Here is a 23,070-nt window from a genome sequence, read left to right on the forward strand (position 1 = left end):
GACCGAAAAAACAGGCCGCAGCCCAATTGGCATATTGGCATATTAGCATATTGGTGCATTATTCATTATTTCGTAGCCGTATAAAGTGTACAGATGCCAAACGTCAGCCGGCGGAACTCTACCCGGCTGAATCCTGCTTGCGCAATACTTTTCGCCATGACCTCTCCCTGCGGGAAGACTTTGATTGTTTGCGGCAGATAGCGGTAGGCATTGTTGTCTTTTGAAAATAGCTTGCCTAAAACGGGAATGACGATTTTGGAATAAAGGGCAAACAACTGTTTTATCGGGAAACGGTCGGGTGTGGTTAATTCCAATATCACTAAATGACCACCGGGAATGAGCACGCGGCACATCTCTGAGAGCCCTTTGTCCAGATCTTCAAAGTTGCGGATGCCAAAGGCAACGGTGACAGCGTCAAAACTATTGTCGGCAAACGAGAGAGAAGTACAGTCTTCCCGGACAAAGGTGATTTTGTCCGAGAGACCCACTCTTTTTACTTTTTCACGTCCCACATTCATCATGCCTTCAGAGATATCCGTTCCTATCAGTCGTTCGGGACGGAGCATGTCGTAGGCCAGTATGGCAAAATCGCCTGTGCCGGTGGCTACATCCATCACGCGTTGCGGTTGGAAAGGGCGCAACCATTTGATCGCTTTGCGTCGCCAGCTTTTGTCAATACCCAATGACAGGGTATGGTTCAGCATGTCATATGCCGGGGCGATGTTGTCGAACATTTGTTCCACCTGTTCGCTCTTTTTTCCCTCCGTGCCGTAAGGCTTGATATGTTCTTGTGGGTAGTTCATTATTTTTTCAGGAAATCCATTACGTTCTTTTCAATACGTGCGGCAATGTTGCTCGTATCTTCCTTCACAAATTTTTCTCCGGTGATGTTTTCAAAAAGTTCGATATAACGGTCGCTGATACCTTGTACGATTTCCGGTGTCATTTCGGGTACTTTCTGTCCGTCTTTTCCCTGGAATCCGTTATCCATCAACCATTCGCGTACGAATTCTTTGGAGAGTTGTTTCTGTGCTTCTCCTTTTTCGAAACGTTCCTGATAACCTTCCGAATAGAAATAACGGCTTGAATCCGGTGTATGGATTTCATCCATCAGGTAAATAGTACCGTTGTGCTTGCCGAATTCATATTTTGTATCTACAAGAATCAATCCACGTTCAGCAGCGATTTCTGTACCGCGCTTGAAGAGGGCCAGTGTATATTTTTCAAGGATCGCATATTCTTCCGGAGTAGCCAATCCTTGTTTCAGAATCTCTTTTTTGGAGATATCTTCGTCATGCAATCCCATTTCGGCTTTCGTGGTAGGAGTCACGATCGGTTCCGGGAATTTCTCGTTTTCACGCATTCCGTCCGGAAGTTTCACACCGCATATTTCGCGTACGCCACTTTTGTAAGCGCGCCATGCACTTCCACAAAGGTAACCGCGTACAATCATTTCCACCGGGAAACCTTCGCAAAGCACACCTACCGTAACCATTGGGTCCGGGGTAGCAAGTTTCCAATTCGGACAAATGTCTGTTGTTGCGTCGAGGAATTTGGCTGCAATCTGGTTCAGCATTTGTCCTTTATACGGAATACCTTCAGGCAGTACTACATCAAAGGCCGAAATACGGTCGGTAGCTACCATGACTAATTTTTCACCATTGATGTTGTACACATCGCGTACTTTCCCGTGGTACACACTTTTTTGTCCCGGAAAGTTGAACTCAGTTTTTGTTAATGCTTTCATCATTTTGTTTACAATTTATTTCCTATGGTCATGACCATTATTTAAATTTTACACGTAAGTATGCCGATGGTTTACAATCAGAAATTACTTTTTGGTTTTCTCATGGTCGGTAGCCTGTAATTTTTCGCTTTTAGCTTTCTCCCGCTCGGCTTTCGCCTCCTTGTCGAATTTTTCGTAAGCGTCTACGATGCGTTCTACCAGTTTATGACGGACAATGTCTTTTTTATTCAACTCTACAAAGCTGATTCCTTTTACTCCTTTCAAGATACGGAGTGCCTGTATCAATCCCGATGTTTGTGAAGTCGGCAAGTCGATCTGTGTCATGTCTCCGGTTACGATCATCTTGGTGTTCATGCCCATACGGGTCAGAAACATTTTGATTTGCTGGGTGGTGGTATTCTGCGCTTCATCCAGAATGACGACAGCATCATTCAGCGTACGTCCGCGCATGAAAGCGAGCGGAGCAATCTGGATGATATTCAGTTCCATATATTCTTTCAGCTTGGCAGCCGGAATCATGTCTTGCAAAGCATCATAGAGCGGTTGCAGGTACGGATCTATTTTATCTTTCATGTCACCGGGCAGGAAACCTAACTTTTCTCCGGCTTCCACAGCAGGGCGGCTGAGAATGATTTTTTTTATTTCCTTATTTTTCAGCGCACGAACGGCCAGAGCAATAGCAGTATATGTCTTTCCCGAGCCGGCAGGGCCGATTGCAAATACCATATCGTTTTTGGCGAAACCTTCCACTAATTTCAGTTGATTCTCGCTACGGGGAATAATCGGTTTGCCGGTTACACTGAATACGATCACATTTCCGGTCTGCTCGGCTTGCGGAGCGTTTCCTTTGATGATGTCAATAATTACTTCTTCTTTCAGTGAGTTGTATTCTGCGCAGTATTTTTCCAGTTTGATGATGTTTTCTTCGAAAGCACACATTTCTTCTTCGTCACCCATCACTTTAATGACATTACCACGGGCAACAATACGTAGCTTCGGATATAAAGCTTTAATTAACTGTATATTAGCGTTGTTAACGCCATAAAAGATTACCGGATCGATATCCTCCAGAACAATCAGTTTCTCTATCATTGAATTGTATTAAAGAAAAATATCCGCAAATTTAATGAAAGGTTTGGATACTTTGAATGTTAGGACGGAAATATTTTAATTACAAGTTGTATATCTGTAACTTCTTTCTTATCTGGTTGTAATGTGGAAACATCCCTGTTTCAATTCATATTTTATAAAACATTTGTCTGCTTTGCGCAAATCTCTCAGAACTTCGGCAAGTACGAGTTTTAGAGTGTCAGCAGATACATCTTGTAACGGACGCCCGTCTTCGTCCTCTATTTTTCTGAAACGTTTCCAGCTTACATCGAAAGTCGTTCCATAAAAGTGGGCGGAGTTTTTCGATGCATTTACATTTCTGCGTCGTAAACGTTTCACATCATCTTCTGTGCGGAGCACGGAAGTCACTACTATCTGGTTAGGATTCAATCCTTTCGAAGTGAGCGAGTCGAGGAAGTTAACACCTATCGTGTCTAATAGAGCACCGGCGCGCGGAATGAGAAATGGAATGGAGTGTGTCAGTGAGTCGACGCTGTAATGTTCGTTGTTTCTGATCTGCACTAATTTTTCTTTCATCCGTTCTGCCTCTTCCCGTGAAGCAAGCGGGCGGATTCCCAGACTTTGAGCTGCTTTGAGATGCATATCGTTCAAGTCCCCGAAAGAGCGTTTGTAGCTGATGACTCCTTTGATGTTGCGTGGCTCGTTCATTTTGAGCGACATATCTTTCTTTTTGCATCCGGTGAAACTGATAAGTACGATAGACAGAAATAGACAGATAGGATAATGATGATGAAAGCGCATAGATATAAACTCCATTTTTATTTTGTGGGCACAAAGATAAACTTTTTGCGTGAAAAGATTCGGCGAATAACAAAAAAAGAAGAACGGCTTTTACGTTCTTCTTTTGAAAGGGTTTATGATGTATGAATTATGTGAAAAAGGAATTCAGAATCCGTTTATTTCTTTTTTTCTTCCGGTTTTTCCTCTTTCTTTTCTTCTTTGCTGTCCGGGTTTATGATTCCTTTCATTGTTTCACCAATCGGCAGTTTGTCGAGTACTCCCAAACTGGGTGCTACCGTCTTCACCAGTGTATTGAGGAAATTGCTGGTTCCACCGTTTCCACCGTCGAATACGGTGATATTTCCCAAATTCATGTGTTCGAACGCTTTTACCTGTTCACCGGCAATTTCTTTCCACTGGTCCACCATCTTGTATTGGATGGCAATGGCAGGGTTGGATTCTGCTGCACGCACCATGGCTTCGAATCCTTCGGCTTCGGCCAATAACGAACGTTTCTTACCTTCGGCTTCGGCTTCCAGTTTCATCTGGATCGCTTTGGCCTCTGCTTCCGCTTGCGCTAACGTAGCTTTAGCACGGGCTTCCGCTTCACGGGTAATCTTTTCTGCCACGGCTTCCGCTTGCAAGATAGCTTCTTGACGGGCTACTTCTGCCGGTACTATTTTTTCTGCTTTCAGCGATGATTCTACTTTCCGGGCTTTGGCTTCTTCCACCTCTTTCTGAGCGATTTCTCTTGCTGTTTGTACGGCGGCTTCCGATTTTGCAGCTGCTTCTCCGGCCTCTTTGTCGGCGTTTGCCTGTGTTACGGCCAATTCTGCATTTGATTTGGCCACTTCTTTTTGTGCTTCATTTCGTCCGATAGCCGCTTTCTTGCCAGCCTCTGCCTGTTTTATCTCCATGTCGGAGTTCAGTTCCGCAATACGGCTTTCTTTTTCCGTATTTGCCTGTTCGATGCGTATGTTCTTATCAGCTTCTGCTTTGGCCACCTGTGATTCTTTTTCTGCGTTGGCTATTGCCACTTGCGAGATACGGTCTTTGTCGGCATTGGCTACGGAAATTTCTTGCAGCTTTTTCGTTTCGGCGATGGCAATATCTTGGTCTTTACGGGTTTCTGCAACCTTTGTCTCACGTTCTTTTATCTGGTTGGCAATCTTGATCGCACCGAGTTTTTCCTGTTCTTCGATGTTGGCTTGTGCTTCGTTCAATGCCTTGCTTTCCGCTTCTTTACCTAAATTGACGATATAGTTGGCGGCATCCCGGATGTCACTGATATTGATATTCATCAGGTACAGACCGAATTTGCGCAATTCCGTATCGATGTTGTCTTTCACCTTCGACAAAAACTTGTCACGGTCAGAGTTCAGCTCTTCAATCGTCATATCGGCAATCACCAGACGCATCTGGCCGTATACTACATCCGTAATCAAGTTTTGTTTGTCGTCCATTGTCAGTCCCAGCATACGTTCCGCTGCGTTTTGCATCACTTCCGGATCTGTGCTGATGGCCACAGTAATAGTGGTCGGTACATCCACGCGAATATTCTGCGCAGACAGTGCTCCTGTGAGTTTACAGTCGATCTGCAATGGTTTCATCGACAAGAATTCGTATCCTTGGATGATAGGCCATACAAAAGCCGCTCCACCGTGATAAAGTTTCGCCGACTTCTTGTCTCCTCCTGTCTTACCGTAAACTACCAATACTTCGTCACTCTTACATTTTCTGTAGCGGGATAGAATCCCGATGAATGTAAATAAAATCACCGCCACCAGAATAGCAGCCATAATCATCATTTCCTGCGTCATGTCAATTGTCAATGTTTAATGTTCAACTTATTTTAATCTTTTAATTTTCCCTCTCTTCAGTTGAAAGCTCTTGTTTAGTTGAAAGTTGCTGCGCTATTACACTGCATAGTACTTCTCCATTCTCCCTTCTCCCATCTCCCTTAATTAATATACAGCGTTCCCTCTCTGTAAGCAGCGATAATTGCTTTGTCTCCTGTCCGATAGACTTTGGAAGTTTCGGAGATGACGTCTACTTCTCTCATGGCACCGTCCCGGCTCACCTGCACGGTATATTTCCCCTCGCCTTGGTTAAAGTAAATCGTACATTCGCGTCCTACCAGTTGTTCTGTATTCTCCGAACGGTTTACCTGTTGCAATTGATATGCCTTTTTGTAAAGATACCACACAGCAAAAACAAACAATAGCCCTACGAGTATGCCGACTATATACGAAATCACGTCTGTGTCTTGTTGTAGATACATGTACCATCCGAAACCGATACCGAAGTGTGTCAAACCTTTGAAAGACACTACACTGCTGATGTCTGTGTCAATATCTGCATCGGCATTTATATCACCGAAAAAGATGGATAAGACAAATTGTACAGCGAAAATGCCTGTCGTGACAAGTGCGATGATTAGAAAAATATTACTACTCATGGCGAATTGATTAATTGTTTTGTATTTTATTTCCTCCAAATATACGTGTTTGGAAGATACGAAACAATACATTTTGCGAAAAAATCCCCACCCGCTTACCGCTATCTTCACAGACAACATTGTAAGTGGGGTGAGGAACACAAACAAAACAAACAATATATTCTATAAAAAGGGAATTTCTATTTCTCTTTTTTCTGTCGACCGGTTATAATCCGGGACATTCTATCACCATTTTCGAGTCGGAACACAATGTGATAGGACACCTCTCGATGAGTGCTGTCAGGTCAACTTACACACGGTCGAGTATAATGTCGTATGTGGTATTGACAAATTGCTTGATTTTCACAAGTTCTGCAAGTAAATACTTGACTAATTGTGCTGAACGTTCATAGGCATACCAACGGCCATTTTCTTCGTACACATACACATGTTGTGTATTTTCCGATTCTCTGGATAGAATTTCAAGTATTTCCATAGTATATAGTGTCATATTTTATTTCAGATTAATATTAAAAGTATAGTTGTTATTTCGATAGATCGAATAATTTCTGTTTTCAACATTAGGTGAATCGGCACCTAATTCTATTGTATACGTTTTGCTATTCCGTCCTGAAGTCGCTGTTATTTTTATTGTAGTCCTTCTGGTCGTTTCCGGAGCAATATTTTTTCCGGTATAGTAGTAGAGAGCCAAGGGAGAACCGTTACTTACACTTTTCGAGTTATCCGAAAATGTGTTGTATTTGAGCCAACCCACTCTGTGTCGTTGCGTAAGGCGGCCGTGTTGCTGAAGCAGAAGGTATATGCCGTGCAGGAAGTGACCGAAATGGTCGGCTATAATGATATACCGACTTTCCGGAAACATTTTGTAGATGCATTTGGTACAACCCCTTCCACCTATGCGAATTCAACGGATAATTCCTGATTTTCGATTAAAATAATTACCTTTGCACGCGAAAACTTATAATCGGATAGAAAGCGTGCAAAGATACTTTATTTATTTGGCTTATGACGGAACCAACTATCACGGTTGGCAGATTCAACCCAATGGATGCAGCGTACAGGAGTGCCTGATGAAAGCATTGTCTACCTTTTTGCGAAGAGAAGTAGAGATGGTGGGAGCCGGAAGAACCGATGCCGGAGTACATGCTTCGCTGATGGTGGCCCATTTTGATAATGAGGAAGAACTGGATGTAATGGCTGTGACGGAAAAACTGAACCGTTTGTTGCCTCCGGATATCTCCGTTTTTAAAGTCTGTCCGGTGAGAGAAGATGCGCATGCGCGCTTTGATGCGACGGCACGTACCTATAAGTATTATGTGACGACTGCCAAGTACCCTTTTAACCGTCAGTATCGTTATCGTGTGCATAGCGTGCTCGATTTTGACCGGATGAACCGGGCAGCCGCTACTTTGTTTGATTACTCGGATTTTACAAGTTTCAGTAAATTGCATACGGATGCGAAAACCAATCTATGCAAAATAATGCATGCCGAATGGACTCAGGTGGAGGATACGACTTGGGTCTTTACCATTCAAGCAGATCGTTTTTTGCGGAACATGGTGCGTGCAATAGTCGGTACGCTTCTTGAAGTGGGGCGTGGAAAGTTGTCCATAGAGGGTTTTCGGAATGTCATAGAACAGCAGGATCGTTGCAAAGCCGGCACTTCGGTACCCGGCCATGCCCTTTTTTTGGTTGATGTCGAGTATCCCGACACCCTTTTTGTCAAAACATAGCTCTCACCATTGACAATCATCCAACATGGTATCTGTAACGTGGCGTCTCCAATCGTAAACCGTCAATTGTCTAATCGTCAATTTCTTAATCGTCTAATTGTAAATAATTTTACTTCATGTGGTTATTACTCGCCTTCCTTTCAGCAGCTTTGCTGGGTTTTTATGATGTGTTCAAGAAGCAGTCTCTGAGAGACAATGCCGTGCTTCCGGTTTTGTTTTTGAACACGATCTTTTCCAGTCTGATTTTTCTGCCTTTCATTCTCCTGTCTGTATATGCTCCGGATTTGTTGGGAGGGACGATGTTTGAAGTTCCTGTTGCCGGTTGGGAAGAACACAAATTCATTATAATAAAATCGTTTATCGTGCTCTCTTCCTGGATATTCGGATATTTCGGAATGAAGCATCTGCCGCTTACCATCGTGGGACCCATCAATGCTACCCGTCCTGTAATGGTGCTGGTAGGTGCAATGTTGATATTCGGAGAACGTCTGAATCTCTATCAATGGATCGGGGTGATGCTGGCGGTTCTCTCCTTCTTTATGCTGAGTCGGTCGGGAAAAAAGGAAGGGATCGATTTCAAACATGATAAATGGATTTTCTTTATTGTGTTGGCTGCGGTGATGGGGGCCGTGAGTGGGCTGTATGATAAGTATTTGATGAAGCATCTCAATCCGATGTTGGTGCAGTCATGGTATAATGTATATCAGGTGCTTATCATGTGTCCGATCTTGGCACTGCTTTGGTGGCCGAAGCGTAAAACGACTACTCCTTTCCGTTGGGATTGGACGATTATTCTGATTTCCATATTTCTTTGTGCTGCGGATTTTGTATATTTCTATGCTTTGAGTTATGAAGATTCTATGATTTCCATCGTATCAATGGTGCGTCGTGGCAGTGTAGTGGTTTCTTTCCTTTTCGGAGCCTTGCTCTTCCGTGAGAAGAATTTAAAAAGTAAAGCTATTGACCTTATTTTAGTATTGATCGGAATGTTCTTTTTGTATCTGGGAACCAGGTAGTAGTTGTACAAAATAAGTAGTGACAGTGTTAGCCAAAATCAGCAGCACTTTCGTGAATTTTCTTCTTACGTGAAAAGATGTAGTATCTTTTTTACCCCCTTCATCGGTTTCACTTTTTTGCTTAGCCGCTTTATTCATCGGCAATACAGGGTGAAGGGTCGTTCCGTCTCTTTGGTTTCGGTGCAAATGTCTCCCAAGTACCGTGCATACGTTTCGTAAACCTCAGGCATACGGGTGGTGAGCACCGAGCATACGGACGGTAAACACCGTATTCAGAAAACCGGACCTGCCTTCACCCTGTATCATCGATGAATGGGGAGTTTGATTGAAAAAGGTGAAGCCGGTGAAGGGGTAAATTCTATGTGGGTAATGTACCCTGATGGGCAAATAGTCCCTTAGATGATATAAAAAAGTGGCAAAATAAGATGTCTTGTTTATTATAATCTGCCTTTCTTTCATTATATAATTCTATTCTTTATATTTGCATAGAAAATCATCGGGTTACGCCTGGCGATGGAAAAACAGCCGGATAACGGACGGATCGAGTATTTCAAATAATAACAGATGGATTAAAAATGCGGTATGATGAAAAAGATAGATAAATTGAGAATGAGTAGGTATGCAATGGTGTGGGGGATGTTATTTTCGGCTTTGTGGTTGTTTGCGGTAGCGCCGTTGCAGGCTCAGACTGAACAGGATAAGGTTCTGGCTGAACAAGGTACCAAAACTCAGGTTCATCAAGAAGCCAAGAAGATATTTGTCAATATGCCCGATTCTTTGTCTCCATTGCTTACGGCGGTAAATCGTGCAGATTGTATCGACTTTTTGGAAAGTAAGATGAAGGCAAAGGTTGAGAATCGTTTCGGACGGGAGTCGGAGATGACGGAATTGAGCAAGGATTACATTCGTGTTCAGATGACTTCGCAAAGCACTTGGCAGATGAAGCTATTGGCAACCAGTGACACTACACAGGTTATCTGCACCGTCTCTACCGCATGTGCTCCGGTGTGTGACAGCAATATTCAGTTTTATACTACTGACTGGAAGGAACTTCCGATATCCGATTTCATTACCGCTATGCCGGCAATGGATGATTTCTTTGAAACTCCCGATTCTGCTGTTGCCTATGAGTATAATCATGCCCGCTTACAAGCGGATATGCTGTTGATGAAAATTGATCTTTCCGCTTCTGATAATACGCTTACATTTACGTTGACTACTCCTGAGTATATGGAAAAAGAAACGGCAGACAAACTGAAACCGTTTATCCGCCGCCCTATTGTTTATACTTGGAAAGGGGAGAAATTCTAAGAAGCCTCTCCCCAACCCTCTCCGTGGGAGAGGGAGTAAGGAGATACTCTTGTTTATTTATCAGTTACAAAACTAATTTTGCTCTCTCCCACGGAGAGGACTGGGGAGAGGTCAGCCTAAACATTCCCTGATAAATGCTGTCATCTCCGGAGTGTGCTCTTCTACACTTTGCAATAGTTTGAATTGTGCTTTGGTGCGTACAAGGTTGTGTTCGGGATATTTGATTTTATAGTAAGTGTCTCCGTTAATGTAATCAGCCAAAAAACGTACACATTGCATATACGGGAATAAAGCTGCCGCATAAGGCAAATTTTCTATTTCTATCGGAGTAAGGAACGAGCGTGCACCTTCCAGATATCCTTTGGTGAATGCTTTGAATATTTCCATGTTGAAGTTAACGCGATTCAAATCTTTGTCGTCTTCATCACCGGTATTGGCTCCTGTACGGAGAAAATCACCGTAGTCAGAGAAAATAAAACTTGGCATTACGGTATCCAGGTCGATAACGCAGAGTACCTTGCCGTCTTCATCAAACATCATGTTGTTTACTTTCGTATCACAGTGGCATACACGTTTGGGTAATTTTCCTTCGCGATACATACGTTCGGCTTTACACATTTCATCGGCACGCTTCTCGATCTCATCGATATAGTATTGTACCTCGGCCAATCTTCCCGCAGCATTGGCTGCTACGGCATCACGCAATTGTTTTAAGCGGAATTCCATGTTATGGAAGTCGGGGATAGTCTCACCCAATGTTTCGGGAATGTCAGCAAGTTTTGCCTGGAAATCACCGAAAGCAACACCGGCATAATAGGAATATTCCGGATTAACCGTTTCATATGTTTTCGCGCGTGGGATGAATACCATGATACGCCAGTAATTTTCTCCATCATGCCAATACGTTTTACCTCCATCAGCTTTTACGAAAGTCAGTACCTTACGGTCTATATCGGTTTCTCCTTGTTCAGTCAGTTTACGACGGATGTGGTTGGTTACTGAAGCTATATTGTTTTGCAGCATCTCTACATTTTGAAAGATAGCGTGATTGATGCGTTGCAGTACGTAATCAGGGGCATCGGTTTCGGCCGTAGTTACTTTGTAAGTGTCGTTGATTAATCCCGCACCCAACGGTTTTATATCGCTGATGGTGCCTTGGATTTCGAAATGAGACACAATGTCGAATAGATTTTTCATGATTTTTATTTTTAAAGTTGATGAAAATAATATGCTAATGATTCATGTGCCAATATGCCAATTGGCTGCACAGAATAATTTATTAATTATTTGATTAACCTAAGTTCGACATAACTTTTATCCTACATGTTTTCCCTTTCCTTCCAGAAGAGGAGAAGCTATGCGGTATGATTCTTATTATATCGAACTGAGGTTAATTAGTTCTTTTCATTCCTTCATTCTTTTATTCCTTAATTGGGTATCAAAGTGAATCCCCAATTATATTCCTGGTTGGCAGGAATGGTGTATGCCGGTTCGGGACGAGCTCCCCAGCTATTGTATCCTGCCAGTCCTTGTTGCTTCATATCGATGCATACTTCCACGAAGTCACGTGGAGTGATATCGTTGACATGGTGCATTCTTCTCAATACATTCCGGGCGGCTTCTTCGTCGTGATTGGCTATCTCTTCCGGTGAAAAGTTATTCCATTGACGTGGATGTGGAAGTGCCTCTTCCGAGTCGAAGTCTTCAATCGAATTGCGTAAAGCATTGAATCCGATGATGCTGTCGGCCATGATGGTCAGGCCTTTGCCATTTTTTTTGCTGAGGCTTAACCAGCGTGTATCAGTATGATGACCGTTTTCCTGTGGACGGACATAATTATAATACATCTTATCGGCTGTGGTTTTATATAACCCGATAAGAGTACCTGCATTCCGGTCTATGTAATTCTCTTCCGGTCCGCGTCCGAAGTATTCCACTTTGTTCATTTCTGCCGGAAGCCGGAAACGGACACCGATACGGGGAACATTCAATTTTGCAGCAGCTTTGCGTGCTTCGTCATTACCGGGAGTGAATGTTGCCATACGGGTTGCTTCGGATACTTCTGTTTCTGTGGCTTGCATATCAGTCGAAGTAAATCGTGCATTGACTTTGACAACTCCCGATGGATAAATCTTGTAAGTTACGATATAGAGATTACCGGCTGCTAACAGATAATTGACTGTCAGTATGGCGGTATTATCATCCATAACGATGTCGGCATCTGCTACGTTGAAATTCTTACTTGATTGTTTCCATATTTGGAGACGCTTAGGTTCTCCATTGCCATAATCATTGTCATTTGGGGCACGCCAGAAATTGGGCTGGATTCCGAATCCGTCGTTAAAATATTCCGTACCGTTCACTTGATACGAGGTGACAAGTCCTGTCTCCTTGTTGAATACAAAATTAACTTTAGAAGAGGTCGCTGTCAGATTTTTACCTTCGGTTTGTACTTTCAATGCCGGTCCGTTGGTTGCAAAAGCCGGTCGTGCTAACGGTTCGATAGGAAGACGGAATTGCTCATAGGCTATTTCGTGACCTGCCGGAATCAGAGGTTCCGGTTCGACAGTGGTTACTGAGAAATTTATGAAGTATTCAATTCCCGGTTTTGCTTTCAGTCCGTTTACGGGAACTGTGAATTCCTTGGAACCTTGTGGATCGATATCCAAAGAGGTTTTTCCGCTTTTTATGATCTTTCCATTTGCTGCTATATTATACGAAATCTTATATTTCTTTATATTTGTAAAATAAAAACGGTTCTTTACCAATATTCTGCCGTTTGTTAAATCAACCGGTTCAAAAGCGATATTTTGATGAGCATATTTCACTTCTGCCATAGCAGGATGTGGTGTACGGTCGGGATTGACAAGTCCGTTGCAGTTGAAATTGCCGTCACTCGGGGCATTTACGCCATAGTCGCCACCATAAGTCCAATATTCACGACCGTTCTTGTCTGTCTCCAGAATTCCTTGATCTACCCAGTCCCATATGTATCCACCTTGCAAGTTGGGATATTTATAGATTTCTTTCCATTGATCCCATAAGTTTCCGGTGGAATTTCCCATAGCGTGAGCGTATTCTGACGGCACCACCGGACGGTCACTGCCTTGTTTCCCTATCTGGGCAAGCCATTCTGCACTGGGATATTGCGGTACGTACATATCAGAGTTCCATTCCCATTGGGCGCGTTCGTAGTTTACAGGGCGATCCATCAGTTCCTTGTCAGCATTCTTCAGCCATAAGTAGGTTTGGTAGAAATTATATCCGTTTCCGGCTTCGTTGCCAAGCGACCAGAAAGTGAGACTCGGATAGTTTTTGTTACGCTCGAACATGTTGATAGTCCGCTCCATGTGTGGTTTTAGCCATTCCGGATTGTTGCCCAACGAACCGCCTTTACGCAGGTCATAATACATGCCGTGGCTCTCGATATTTGCTTCATCATAGACATAGAGTCCGTATTCATCGCAAAGTTCATAAAAACGGCGGCTTTGCGGATAGTGGCATAAACGGACTGTATTCAAGTTGTTTTGTTTCATCAACTCGAAATCGCGGCGCATGAGTTCTTCAGTGACGTAATGTCCTGTTTCGGGATTATGCTCGTGTATGTTTACTCCTTTTAGTTTCAAGGGTTGTCCGTTGATGAACAGCAGTGTGTAAGGCTTTCCGTTTGCTGCCAGCTGTTTACTTTCTTTGATCTCTATTCTACGGAAACCGACGTTGAAAGGAACGATTTCGTTCACTTTTCCGTTTTCTTTTACTGTCATCAAGAGCTTGTACAGGTTGGGATGTTCCGAAGTCCAGGTAAGTACGGCGGGAATCTTCTGAGAAAAACTTACAGTGCGGAATTCTCCTTCAGGCACATAAGTGGTTTTTTCTTCTGTTGCCACTACTTGTCCGTTCTTGTCCAGAAGTTCGTATACGACTGATAGATTTGTTCCGGCCGGCCGATGGTTACGTAAGTCAGCGCTCAATGCAAAGATACCGTCTTTGTAAGTATCATCCAAGGTCGACTTGATGCGGAAGTCCTTCAAGGCTGCTTGAGGCTGTGAATAGAGAAATACGTCTCTCTCTATGCCACTGATACGCCAAAAATCCTGGCATTCCAGATAGGATCCTGTACTCCAACGGAATATTTTCAGTGTAAGTACGTTCTTGCCCGGTTTTACATATGGGTTGATCAGAAACTCTGCCGGGTTTTTGGAATCCTCGCTATAACCCACCTCTTGTCCGTTTATGTAAACATAGACCCCGGATTTTGCTCCGGCTATATGCAGGAAGATGTCTCGCCCGTCCCAATCGGCCGGAATATCGATGTCCCGGCGATAGACACCTACAGGAGTAGCTTCCGGTAGGAGAGGAGGTTGTGGATTGCGTGCTTTGAATTCGTATCCGTGATTGGTATAGATGGCTACGCCATGTCCTTGTACTTCCCAGTTTCCGGGAACTTGTATATCATGCCACGAAGCGGTATTTGCTTCCGGAGACGTGATGTTGTCCGGTAAATCTTTATAGGAATCCACATAGTAAAATTTCCATGTTCCGTTGAGTAGCCGGTAGTATCGGCTGTTTTCAAATTTACCGCTAAGTGCATCCGTGAGGTTATCGTAGCTCATAAAAGAAGAACGGGGGTATTCTTTGTTTACGGCTACCACTTGTACGTCTTGCCAATATGGTTTGGAACTATTGTCTGCTTGCAGACCGGAAGATAGCATACCGAAGATGCTAAAAAGAAAGCCCGCAAGGGGGTAATGCAGTCTCTTTTTCATGTTTCCCAATGTATTTTTGGTTGAAGAATTAAATTAATAAATTTGATGTTACAAATATAGGAAGTTGTAAATCTATATACTCTCTTTTCTCTACTCTTTTAAGACAAAATAACTGGTATGGCGTGAGCAGTGGTTGATTTGGCTAATTTTATTTTTGTTATTCTCTCTGTCGGATCGAAGAATCCCTCAGGTTTTTACGTTGATCCCGAATACACCCTGTTGGAACTTAATATTTTAAAAGAAAAAATCCTGATAGTTTAAATGACTATCAGGATTTTCTTAAGAGCGGAAGACGGGGCTCAAACCCGCGACCCTCAGCTTGGAAGGCTAATGCTCTATCAACTGAGCTACTTCCGCAATTTTTGTGGGCAAAGATGGATTCGAACCACCGAAGTCGAAAGACAGCAGATTTACAGTCTGCCCCATTTGGCCACTCTGGTATTTGCCCTTTTGTTCGCTTTTGAGATCCTTGTCTTACACTTAAGGAGGTTTGTTTCTCAATTGCGGTGCAAAGATACAACTATTTATTTAAACTCCAAACAAAATCGATCATTTTTATTGCAGTAATTGCACATTCGTCTCCTTTGTTACCTAACTTGCCACCGGCTCTGTCCTCTGCCTGTTCCATTGTATTGGTGGTAATAAGTCCGTAAATAACTGGTATATCGCCAGTTGCATTTAATTGGGCTATTCCTTGAGTCACTCCCATGCAAACATAATCAAAATGTGGAGTATCTCCTTTAATTACGCAGCCAATGATAATAATTGCATCGACATCGCTATTTTCCATCATTTGGTTGGCACCAAAAGTAAGTTCAAAGCTTCCGGGTACTGTCTTTACCAAAATGTTTTCGGATTTGGCGCCATGTTTTTTTAATGTATTTATTGCACCGTCCAATAATGCGCCGGTGATTTTATCGTTCCACTCAGAAACAACAATACCAAATTTCATTTCTTCTGCATTCGGAACAGAATTAAAATCGTAATCTGATAAATTGTGATAAGCTGTTGCCATAATAATTATAGAATTAAAAAAATGATGTATTAAGAATAAAAAATAAGGTGGAGGGGAGGGGCAAAAACAAAGAGTGAAAAGTTACTGCGCTTAAGGCTACAGGGCACTTCTCACTCTTCACTCTGTTTTGGGTTATGTTTACTTCTTCAGCAATTTAGCCTGCTCGATGTATTTATCGATGTCCATTGCCTGATATGACTGGAAGTATTTATCTTTAATTTGGGTATATGCTTTGATCGCTTCTTCTGCTTTACCCTGCTTAATCAGGATTTCACCGGCTTGCAACAGATAAATAGGACTTAACGTATTGCTGTCTGCCTTATCGGCAGCTTTCAGCAATGCAGCAACAGCTTTATCCAATTCATTCTTTTGTGCATAGCAGTTACCGGCAGCAGCAAGAACGGCCGGTCCTACCATTTGGTCTTTTCCGTCAAATTCAGTCAGATATTTGATGGCTTCGTCATATTGTCCTAATTGTGCGTAGCAAAGGCCTGCGTATGCTTTAGCTAAGTTAGCTGCTTTTGTGCCGCTGAATTGTTCCGCCACTTTCAGAAAACCGGTGTAACCGATACTGTCACCGTTTAATGCTTGGGTAAAGTTGTCTTGTTCAAATAGCTCCTGTCCTTTGAAGAGAGCAGCCTGTGCTTTTTCTTCACGAGGTTCGGCATAAAGGTGTTTGTACATGATAACGCCCGCTACGATAATGATCACAGCAACAACTCCGCCGATAATTGCTTTTTTGTTTTTAATAAGAAATGCTTCCGACTGTGTCAGTGCATCTTCCACATTCATTTGTTCATTGTGGTGCTTTTGTCCTGCCATTTTTATATGATTCTTTTTTGTTATTATTCCAACTTTTGTATTTCGACTCGCAAAAGTAGTTTTTTTATATCTACAAACGAAATTTAGCGGCATCTTTTTTTGTTTTACACCCTAAAACCACGAAAATCTTTCTACTTTTGTAACCAAACTTAATGTGTAAACATGATACTGAAACGTATATCCATATTAAATTATAAAAATCTGGAGCAGGTTGAACTGAACTTTTCTGCTAAGTTGAACTGTTTTTTCGGACAGAATGGCATGGGAAAGACGAACTTGCTCGATGCAGTTTATTTTCTCTCTTTCTGTAAGAGTGCCGGAAATCCGATCGATTCGCAGAATATACGGCACGAACAGGATTTTTTTGTGATTCAAGGATTTTATGAGGCGGCAGACGGCACGCCCGAAGAGATATATTGCGGCATGAAGCGCCGTTCCAAAAAACAATTTAAACGTAATAAGAAAGAATACAGCCGTTTGTCCGATCATATTGGTTTTCTTCCTTTGGTGATGGTTTCGCCTGCCGATTCTGAATTGATAGCCGGAGGGAGCGATGAGCGCCGCCGATTTATGGATGTGGTGATTTCTCAGTATGATAAAGAGTATCTGGATGCATTGATCCGTTATAATAAAGCGTTGACCCAGCGCAATACATTATTGAAAAGCGAACTTCCGGTAGAAGAAGAATTGTTTCTTGTATGGGAAGAGATGATGGCGCAGGCGGGTGAAGTGGTATATCGTAAACGTGAGGAGTTCATCCGGGAATTTATTCCTATCTTTCAATCTTTTTATTCTTTTATATCACAGGATAAGGAGCAAGTCGGATTATCATATGATTCTCATGCGCGTGACGCTTCTTTGCTTGAAGTATTGAAAGAGAGCCGTGTGCGTGATAAAATAATGGGATATTCTTTGCGGGGTATTCATAAAGACGAGTTGAACATGCTGTTGGGCGAGTTTCCGATAAAAAGAGAAGGTTCGCAAGGGCAGAATAAAACGTATCTTGTAGCACTTAAATTGGCACAGTTCGATTTTCTGAAACGTACGGGCAGCACGGTTCCACTGTTGTTGCTGGATGATATTTTTGACAAACTGGATGCTTCGCGTGTAGAGCAGATTGTGAAATTGGTGGCTGGGGATAGTTTCGGACAGATTTTTATTACCGATACGAATCGTGAACATCTGGACCGGATTTTGCATAAGATAGGCAGCGATTATAAAATGTTTCGGGTAGAACAAGGTGAAATAGCGGAAATGAAGGAGACTGAAGTATGAAACGGAACAATGCAGAACAAATAGGAAAACTGATTCAGCAATTTCTTCGTCAGGAAAGTTTGGAGTCGCCTTTGAATGAGCAGCGTTTGCTGGATGCCTGGCCGCAAATACTGGGACCGACCATTGCCTCATACACTCAGAACTTATATATAAAGAATCAAACATTGTATGTACATCTGACCTCAGCCGCCCTTCGTCAGGAATTGATGATGGCGCGTGAAAAGTTAGTCCGTAGCCTGAACCAGAAAGTGGGGGCGACGGTGATCGTTAATATTATATTCAGATAGAGGATTGAAATATTATTCTGTACTGGAATCCTTTTAATAGAAAAGGCTGTGGCAAAGTATTTATCGCTTCACCACAGCCTTTTCAATTTATATTAATCTCTCTCAGTCCGTTTAAATTTATCTTTTGATAAACTTGGCGGTTTTAACTGCATTTCCGAGAGATACTCTTACCAGATAGCAACCGTCTGCCAGATCTGCAACGTCTGTTTTTGAAATAGTTGATGTTCTGATGTATTTTCCGGTAATGTCATAAATGTCGAGTTTATCACCGGCATTCATTCCCTGCACGTATAGTTCTCCTGATTCATAACGAATACTTACAGCTTCTTCGGAAGTGTTTCGTACGGAAGTGATCTTACTGAAAATAACATCGAAAGTATAATCATCATCAATAGTGAAAATGAATTGATTATCAACTAAATCGTCGAACATTGAATCTCCGTCGAATATAAAATCGTTGAGTTCATAGCCTGTTTCCGGGATGAAAGTTAAGGTGATTTTTGTCTCATCCAAGATGGAAGCGACACCGTTTTCATATGCATTGTTTTCGTCATCCGTGATTTGTACAGTACCGTTGCCGGTGATGTTACAGGTGATACTCCGCCTGGCAGTGGCGTCTTGCATAAACTCAACCGTAATGATAGATTCTTTTTCAAGAATAAATGTGTTGCCTTTAATTTCGGTTCCGTTTACTTTAACGCTTTTTAATTGATATCCTTTATCGGGAATCGCTGTAATGGTCAGTGCAGTACCTTCTTCAATTTGATTCTCTCCGGCAACGAGCGGAATGTCTCCGTTCATGACGGTCAGTGTCCCGTTGGCAACTTCTGCCGGCACCGTGACGGTATAGAACACTGCTGCCGGAACGCGGCCATCGGCTAATGTCGGCACAGCTTCTGTAACGGTGCCACTGATTAAACCGCCGTCCGAAGATTTTGTTCCTGTGTATTCAAAGAAAACGGCTTCTTCATCTGTTTTGTCGGTAACTGTCGCTTTATTAAGGAATGCCCCTTCACTACCACCGTCAATGCTGTTGAAAGTGTACCACGCTGTTAGGTTAGGCATATCTTGAGGGGTTTGATAGGCTTGTTGAACTTCCGCAGCCGACAAGGCTTTATTGAAAAATTGAAGCTCATCGCAAAGTCCGGAGAATCCCATACCACCGACGAAGAATATACACGGATCATCTGGGAAAAGTTCCAATTTATTGTTCAATTGTATCTCTTCGCCGGTTGATATACCATCTTTATATACGCTGACTTTGTGGGTGTCATTATCATAAATAAGAGTCAGATAGGTCCATGTGTTCAGACTGATACGGGTAGAAAGCGTTTGATCGATCTTGTTGGATGCGCCTGCTATCACTTTCAGTTCTCCGTTTTCTGTAGTACTCAGGATGAGGCTTCCGTTGTAGTTCATATGCACTTGCGGTCCGTGCCCCATGATAACGTTACCTTTATTCTTACCTTCATTTGTAAATTTATCCATGTTTACCCACGATGCAAGAGTGAATGATTTTCCCGTACGGTCCGTATCACTTCCGGAACGATCGCCAAGAATGGTTTCCGGTACTTGCAGGCGATAACCACTTGTTCCACTTGCTTGCGGAATCGTAATCGCTTTATTTTCTTCGATGAAAGGATTTTCGATCGGCATTATTTCGTAAAGAACAGGGATATTATCCTTATTCCAAGTAATCTTTAGTTGAGAAATATTTTTCAGATTAGCCACTTGGACAGAAGTGCATGCAGCGTCCAGTTCGCCTTTGTTGATCCATTTCCCATTGGCACACACCGTTATTGTCGGTTTGTCTGCTGTAGGTACAAATGTACTGTTATGGAAAATCTGAATTTCATCGATAGAGATGTTCTCAATGAAGCGATAGATTACATATCCGGCATCTTGAGCCTGATAGCCAGCCGCCAAGCTGCGGTCATCCAGCAGAGTGATCGGGTTTCCTTCATTGTCTTCTGCAACAGGAGTGATACGTGAACTCGTTACTTCAAATTCCGTCAATTGGAACCAATTATTACCGCTTATCGATTTAAGATATAAACGCACGTATCTTGCAGATTTTCCACCGGCATTGCAAGTATATATGCTATTGGATATGGCCGAAGCGGTGAACGATTTTACCGTAGTCCAATCTTGAGCATTGTCGGATAACTGGATAAGAGCTTCCCCGGTAGGCATGTCTCCATCGGCAAAATGCAGGGTTATGTCAAAACGGGCAGCGGACGCGCCAAAATCCAATTGAATGTAATCTCCAATTTTTTGTGCACTGCTGCTCCAAAATTTGGTGGAGTAATTGCCGTCTATTACATTTTTTATGTTATAAGTTTGGTAAGTACCCATGTTGGTGGTGGCTTCTAAAGGGACTGAACTCTCGGAAGCCGGCATTCTGAATGAAATTTCATTTATCGGAATGAGCTGGTCGGAATTACTGTTGTTCACAATACGGAAATAAGCCATTTGCTCTGTTGATTCCTCTGTCGGTATAAAGCCGGTCCATTCTTTTCCGTTGATGGAGTATTCTGTTGAAAGATTATCGGTGAGAGATGCCGGTAGAATTCCGGTAGTAACTTCCTTGATTGCATTGAAGAAGATGCCGATATATTCTCCCGGTTTCAGTGTGACGGCATTGAGTCCGGATAGTTTGGTTACATTCTCTTCCGCCTGAATATTGACTTCAGATAGATTTTTTATGTTAGTGATCACTTCCATCTCCCGTGATCTTTCCGGAAGCTGTGGAGCATGGTCACTTAATTTACCGGCAAGGAAATCAATGAACGGATCCAGATATTTGGGGGTGGGTTGCACCTCTTTAAATTCTTCGTAAGAACTTGTTCCTTTACCCTCGAGTACACTCAACTGGAATTTCGGATCTGTATGTATCTTTTGTGCATTGGCTTGGGCTATGGCAAAATCGGTCCATGAAGAAAGGTCGGATTGATTTTTCATCAAAGAGATCGATTTGACTACGATGTCCGTCATCGATTCTACTTTTGCCAGCCAGCAATTAATGTCTTCGTAGAATAAATTATATTCTTTATTTTCACTGTCTTTTAGTGTTTGTAGTACCTTACAAGCCTCATTCGCTTTTTTCATTTCACTCAAAAGTTGCGTTGCATCGGGGATATTCTCTTTGGAATATGCCGATTGAAAAGCTGTGTAGAGCGGCGAGAATTTTTCCCCTTCCGGAGTTCTTGTATCATGGGTAGTGTATGCACTCATCACACCGATAAATGTTTTGAGGGCTTCGGTTAACTCAGGTTCGGCTACGATAGAAGAAAGAGATGCTTCCCAACTGGCTGACTCATCGAATTTAGCCGGATTCCATGCATAGTCTGCCGAACTGAATAGCGCTATCTTTGAAACCTGCCCTTGATTCATCGGATTTAAAACCAACCCTTGTAGTGAAGAGATCGGAGTTTTATCTTCGATAATCCAACGTGCGGTGAGCCCATGCATATAGAGAAATTCGTCATAATCATCGTTTACCGGATTATTCCACCACATGATGGGATTGCGTCCTATCAAGTCGGCCATACGGTCACAGGCACTCCCCCGGATATTAGAAAAGCAGTCATATCCGGTAAAGGCTACCAGCACATCTTTATGAATGTTTTTGAAAGAGGAGAGGGTAGAGGTTCCATAATTTAATGCATATTGTGTCGGGACGAATAGAAGCGGTCCTACTTTGTCTTCCTCTGACACTCCGGTCTTGTTGAATTTTTCATATAATTTGACTTGAGCTTTATCTGCAAGATCAGACTGGTTGTACGGGTGACCGCTCATATCGTCGATGGATACACCGAAATGCCGTATACCCAATTTGTGCAGGTGATCGAATTTCTCCATGATAGCTTCCACTCCCGGATCCAGATTGCTGAAGTTTATACCTCCTCCTTCGAGTGCCGGATGGATCGACCATATAAAAGCAACATTGCAGGCTTTCGCTTTGCTTGCCAGTTCGCGCAGGTCGTCTTGGGTGATCAGCCCCATGTGGCGTTCTTGGTCGGTTATGGTTGTCGGGTAATCTTCACGCCATTTACCTGCATGGTAAGGATCGGCTTTCGGACCATATACAAACATATTCATTTTGTATCGTTTGCAATAGTCCAACAAGTTAAGCCGGCTTTCCGTGCTGTACGGATGTCCATAGAATCCTTCTACAATTCCGCGATATTGAGTATGGGAATAATCCTCGAAAGTGACGGTTTGCAGGTTGTTTCCGTCAGCTTGGTCTAATATTTGTTCCAGAGTGGCCATGCCATAATAAGCCGATCCGGTATGATCACCTAAGATGATTATATCTCCTTGGGCATGGTGGTTGTTTATTTGTAATAGGTGAGGATCGTATTTATTGCTTGCTGCGGCAAAGACATCTCTTGGCAGGGAGTGGCTTGTTGCATAATTATCGGCTATCTCTTTAGAACCATTAATGCCGATAAGGATATTCGTTTGATCATCGGTAAGCGTGTTACTGACAGTGAAACTAAATCCGGCATTGGTTAATACCTCTTGGACGCGGTTTATGGTAATCTCATTAATACCGGTTTCTTTGACGATATTTACATTTGGAGTCATTTTTATGGTATTTCCGTTCATTGTTATTTTTTGAGGAACGGGATACACACGATATGTTTGCGCATGTAGGGTCATGCTACATAACAACAGAGTAAATAAAAGGATGTTTTTCATTATGGGAACTGTTTTTTTGAAGAAAAGGCTGTGGCAAAGTATTTATAGCTTTGACACAGCCTTTTCAATTTATGTTAATCTCTCA

At 42.7% G+C, this 23,070-nt stretch carries 18 protein-coding genes and 2 tRNA genes; 6 read left to right on the top strand and 14 right to left on the bottom strand.

The annotated features are described in order from the left end of the window. Positions 1 to 65 precede the first annotated feature (65 nt). From ubiE to RB604_RS08970, 7 genes are all read right to left on the bottom strand, one after another. The gene (ubiE, locus tag RB604_RS08940; protein ID WP_007478586.1) at positions 66 to 803 is read right to left on the bottom strand and encodes a bifunctional demethylmenaquinone methyltransferase/2-methoxy-6-polyprenyl-1,4-benzoquinol methylase UbiE; all 738 of its coding nucleotides are present in this window, start codon (positions 801 to 803) and stop codon (positions 66 to 68) included. Continuing rightward, the gene (locus RB604_RS08945; RefSeq protein ID WP_044093773.1) at positions 803 to 1,747 is read right to left on the bottom strand and encodes a phosphoribosylaminoimidazolesuccinocarboxamide synthase; all 945 of its coding nucleotides are present in this window, start codon (positions 1,745 to 1,747) and stop codon (positions 803 to 805) included. Before RB604_RS08945 ends, ubiE begins: the two co-directional genes overlap by 1 nt. Positions 1,748 to 1,831: 84 nt before the next feature. Continuing rightward, positions 1,832 to 2,839: a PhoH family protein gene (locus RB604_RS08950; protein WP_005925306.1), complete on the bottom strand. Its 1,008-nt coding sequence runs from the start codon at positions 2,837 to 2,839 to the stop codon at positions 1,832 to 1,834. Positions 2,840 to 2,947: 108 nt separating this feature from the next. Next, on the bottom strand, positions 2,948 to 3,619 hold the full coding sequence (locus RB604_RS08955) for a DUF5715 family protein (protein WP_007478584.1): 672 nt from the start codon (positions 3,617 to 3,619) through the stop codon (positions 2,948 to 2,950). Positions 3,620 to 3,774: 155 nt separating this feature from the next. Next, positions 3,775 to 5,418: a flotillin family protein gene (locus RB604_RS08960; protein ID WP_007478583.1), complete on the bottom strand. Its 1,644-nt coding sequence runs from the start codon at positions 5,416 to 5,418 to the stop codon at positions 3,775 to 3,777. Between the two features lie 140 nt (positions 5,419 to 5,558). Continuing rightward, positions 5,559 to 6,056 carry a hypothetical protein gene (locus RB604_RS08965; RefSeq protein WP_044093771.1) on the bottom strand — a complete coding sequence of 166 codons (498 nt, stop codon included), beginning with the start codon at positions 6,054 to 6,056 and terminating at the stop codon, positions 5,559 to 5,561. A 289-nt stretch (positions 6,057 to 6,345) separates the two neighbouring features. After that, positions 6,346 to 6,546: a hypothetical protein gene (locus RB604_RS08970; protein WP_005925294.1), complete on the bottom strand. Its 201-nt coding sequence runs from the start codon at positions 6,544 to 6,546 to the stop codon at positions 6,346 to 6,348. 183 nt (positions 6,547 to 6,729) lie between these two features. On the opposite strand from RB604_RS08970, the gene RB604_RS08975 reads away from it, so the two are divergent. From RB604_RS08975 to RB604_RS08990, 4 genes are all read left to right on the top strand, one after another. Next, complete coding sequence (locus RB604_RS08975; protein WP_262482971.1) at positions 6,730 to 6,978, top strand: helix-turn-helix domain-containing protein; 249 nt, start codon at positions 6,730 to 6,732, stop codon at positions 6,976 to 6,978. A gap of 55 nt (positions 6,979 to 7,033) precedes the next feature. Next, positions 7,034 to 7,789: a tRNA pseudouridine(38-40) synthase TruA gene (gene truA / locus RB604_RS08980; RefSeq protein WP_055293605.1), complete on the top strand. Its 756-nt coding sequence runs from the start codon at positions 7,034 to 7,036 to the stop codon at positions 7,787 to 7,789. 116 nt (positions 7,790 to 7,905) lie between these two features. After that, positions 7,906 to 8,805 (top strand): DMT family transporter, encoded by a 900-nt coding sequence (locus RB604_RS08985; protein WP_005925285.1) that lies wholly within the window; start codon positions 7,906 to 7,908, stop codon positions 8,803 to 8,805. 609 nt (positions 8,806 to 9,414) lie between these two features. Then, positions 9,415 to 10,116, top strand: coding sequence for a DUF3256 family protein (locus RB604_RS08990; protein WP_373133286.1), 702 nt, complete (start codon positions 9,415 to 9,417; stop codon positions 10,114 to 10,116). A gap of 111 nt (positions 10,117 to 10,227) precedes the next feature. On the opposite strand, the gene RB604_RS08995 is transcribed toward RB604_RS08990, so the two are convergent. From RB604_RS08995 to RB604_RS09020, 6 genes are all read right to left on the bottom strand, one after another. Next, positions 10,228 to 11,313 (bottom strand): phosphotransferase enzyme family protein, encoded by a 1,086-nt coding sequence (locus RB604_RS08995; RefSeq protein WP_005925280.1) that lies wholly within the window; start codon positions 11,311 to 11,313, stop codon positions 10,228 to 10,230. Between the two features lie 230 nt (positions 11,314 to 11,543). Next, positions 11,544 to 14,882, bottom strand: coding sequence for a glycoside hydrolase family 2 TIM barrel-domain containing protein (locus tag RB604_RS09000; RefSeq protein ID WP_055293607.1), 3,339 nt, complete (start codon positions 14,880 to 14,882; stop codon positions 11,544 to 11,546). Between the two features lie 284 nt (positions 14,883 to 15,166). Next, positions 15,167 to 15,239, bottom strand: a tRNA-Gly gene (locus RB604_RS09005). 8 nt (positions 15,240 to 15,247) lie between these two features. Continuing rightward, a tRNA-Tyr gene (locus RB604_RS09010) sits at positions 15,248 to 15,330 on the bottom strand. A gap of 72 nt (positions 15,331 to 15,402) precedes the next feature. Continuing rightward, entirely contained in the window at positions 15,403 to 15,897 is a 495-nt protein-coding gene (ribH, locus tag RB604_RS09015; protein WP_005925274.1) for a 6,7-dimethyl-8-ribityllumazine synthase, read from the bottom strand. Positions 15,898 to 16,035: 138 nt separating this feature from the next. Continuing rightward, complete coding sequence (locus tag RB604_RS09020; protein ID WP_005925272.1) at positions 16,036 to 16,719, bottom strand: tetratricopeptide repeat protein; 684 nt, start codon at positions 16,717 to 16,719, stop codon at positions 16,036 to 16,038. Positions 16,720 to 16,881: 162 nt separating this feature from the next. Between RB604_RS09020 and recF the strand changes: the two genes are divergently transcribed. Both recF and RB604_RS09030 read left to right on the top strand, forming a co-directional pair. Beyond that, positions 16,882 to 17,994 carry a DNA replication/repair protein RecF gene (gene recF, locus RB604_RS09025; protein WP_055293609.1) on the top strand — a complete coding sequence of 371 codons (1,113 nt, stop codon included), beginning with the start codon at positions 16,882 to 16,884 and terminating at the stop codon, positions 17,992 to 17,994. Next, positions 17,991 to 18,281 (top strand): DciA family protein, encoded by a 291-nt coding sequence (locus tag RB604_RS09030; RefSeq protein ID WP_005925266.1) that lies wholly within the window; start codon positions 17,991 to 17,993, stop codon positions 18,279 to 18,281. Before recF ends, RB604_RS09030 begins: the two co-directional genes overlap by 4 nt. Positions 18,282 to 18,398: 117 nt before the next feature. Here RB604_RS09030 and RB604_RS09035 read toward each other — a convergent pair whose 3' ends face one another. Continuing rightward, positions 18,399 to 22,985, bottom strand: a complete 4,587-nt coding sequence (locus RB604_RS09035; RefSeq protein ID WP_055293611.1) for a beta-N-acetylglucosaminidase domain-containing protein — start codon at positions 22,983 to 22,985, stop codon at positions 18,399 to 18,401. Positions 22,986 to 23,070: the final 85 nt, after the last annotated feature.

The organism is Bacteroides salyersiae (assembly GCF_031172035.1).
GTDB lineage: Bacteria > Bacteroidota > Bacteroidia > Bacteroidales > Bacteroidaceae > Bacteroides > Bacteroides salyersiae.

Excerpts from the sequence above, each read along its gene's own strand:
- ubiE (WP_007478586.1), bottom strand. The coding sequence starts at position 803 with ATGAACTACCCACAAGAACATATCAAGCCTTACGGCACGGAGGGAAAA.
- RB604_RS08945 (WP_044093773.1), bottom strand. The coding sequence starts at position 1,747 with ATGAAAGCATTAACAAAAACTGAGTTCAACTTTCCGGGACAAAAAAGT.
- RB604_RS08950 (WP_005925306.1), bottom strand. The coding sequence starts at position 2,839 with ATGATAGAGAAACTGATTGTTCTGGAGGATATCGATCCGGTAATCTTT.
- RB604_RS08955 (WP_007478584.1), bottom strand. The coding sequence starts at position 3,619 with ATGCGCTTTCATCATCATTATCCTATCTGTCTATTTCTGTCTATCGTA.
- RB604_RS08960 (WP_007478583.1), bottom strand. The coding sequence starts at position 5,418 with ATGACGCAGGAAATGATGATTATGGCTGCTATTCTGGTGGCGGTGATT.
- RB604_RS08965 (WP_044093771.1), bottom strand. The coding sequence starts at position 6,056 with ATGAGTAGTAATATTTTTCTAATCATCGCACTTGTCACGACAGGCATT.
- RB604_RS08970 (WP_005925294.1), bottom strand. The coding sequence starts at position 6,546 with ATGACACTATATACTATGGAAATACTTGAAATTCTATCCAGAGAATCG.
- RB604_RS08985 (WP_005925285.1), top strand. The coding sequence starts at position 7,906 with ATGTGGTTATTACTCGCCTTCCTTTCAGCAGCTTTGCTGGGTTTTTAT.
- RB604_RS08990 (WP_373133286.1), top strand. The coding sequence starts at position 9,415 with ATGAGTAGGTATGCAATGGTGTGGGGGATGTTATTTTCGGCTTTGTGG.
- RB604_RS08995 (WP_005925280.1), bottom strand. The coding sequence starts at position 11,313 with ATGAAAAATCTATTCGACATTGTGTCTCATTTCGAAATCCAAGGCACC.
- RB604_RS09000 (WP_055293607.1), bottom strand. The coding sequence starts at position 14,882 with ATGAAAAAGAGACTGCATTACCCCCTTGCGGGCTTTCTTTTTAGCATC.
- ribH (WP_005925274.1), bottom strand. The coding sequence starts at position 15,897 with ATGGCAACAGCTTATCACAATTTATCAGATTACGATTTTAATTCTGTT.
- RB604_RS09020 (WP_005925272.1), bottom strand. The coding sequence starts at position 16,719 with ATGGCAGGACAAAAGCACCACAATGAACAAATGAATGTGGAAGATGCA.
- recF (WP_055293609.1), top strand. The coding sequence starts at position 16,882 with ATGATACTGAAACGTATATCCATATTAAATTATAAAAATCTGGAGCAG.
- RB604_RS09030 (WP_005925266.1), top strand. The coding sequence starts at position 17,991 with ATGAAACGGAACAATGCAGAACAAATAGGAAAACTGATTCAGCAATTT.
- RB604_RS09035 (WP_055293611.1), bottom strand. The coding sequence starts at position 22,985 with ATGAAAAACATCCTTTTATTTACTCTGTTGTTATGTAGCATGACCCTA.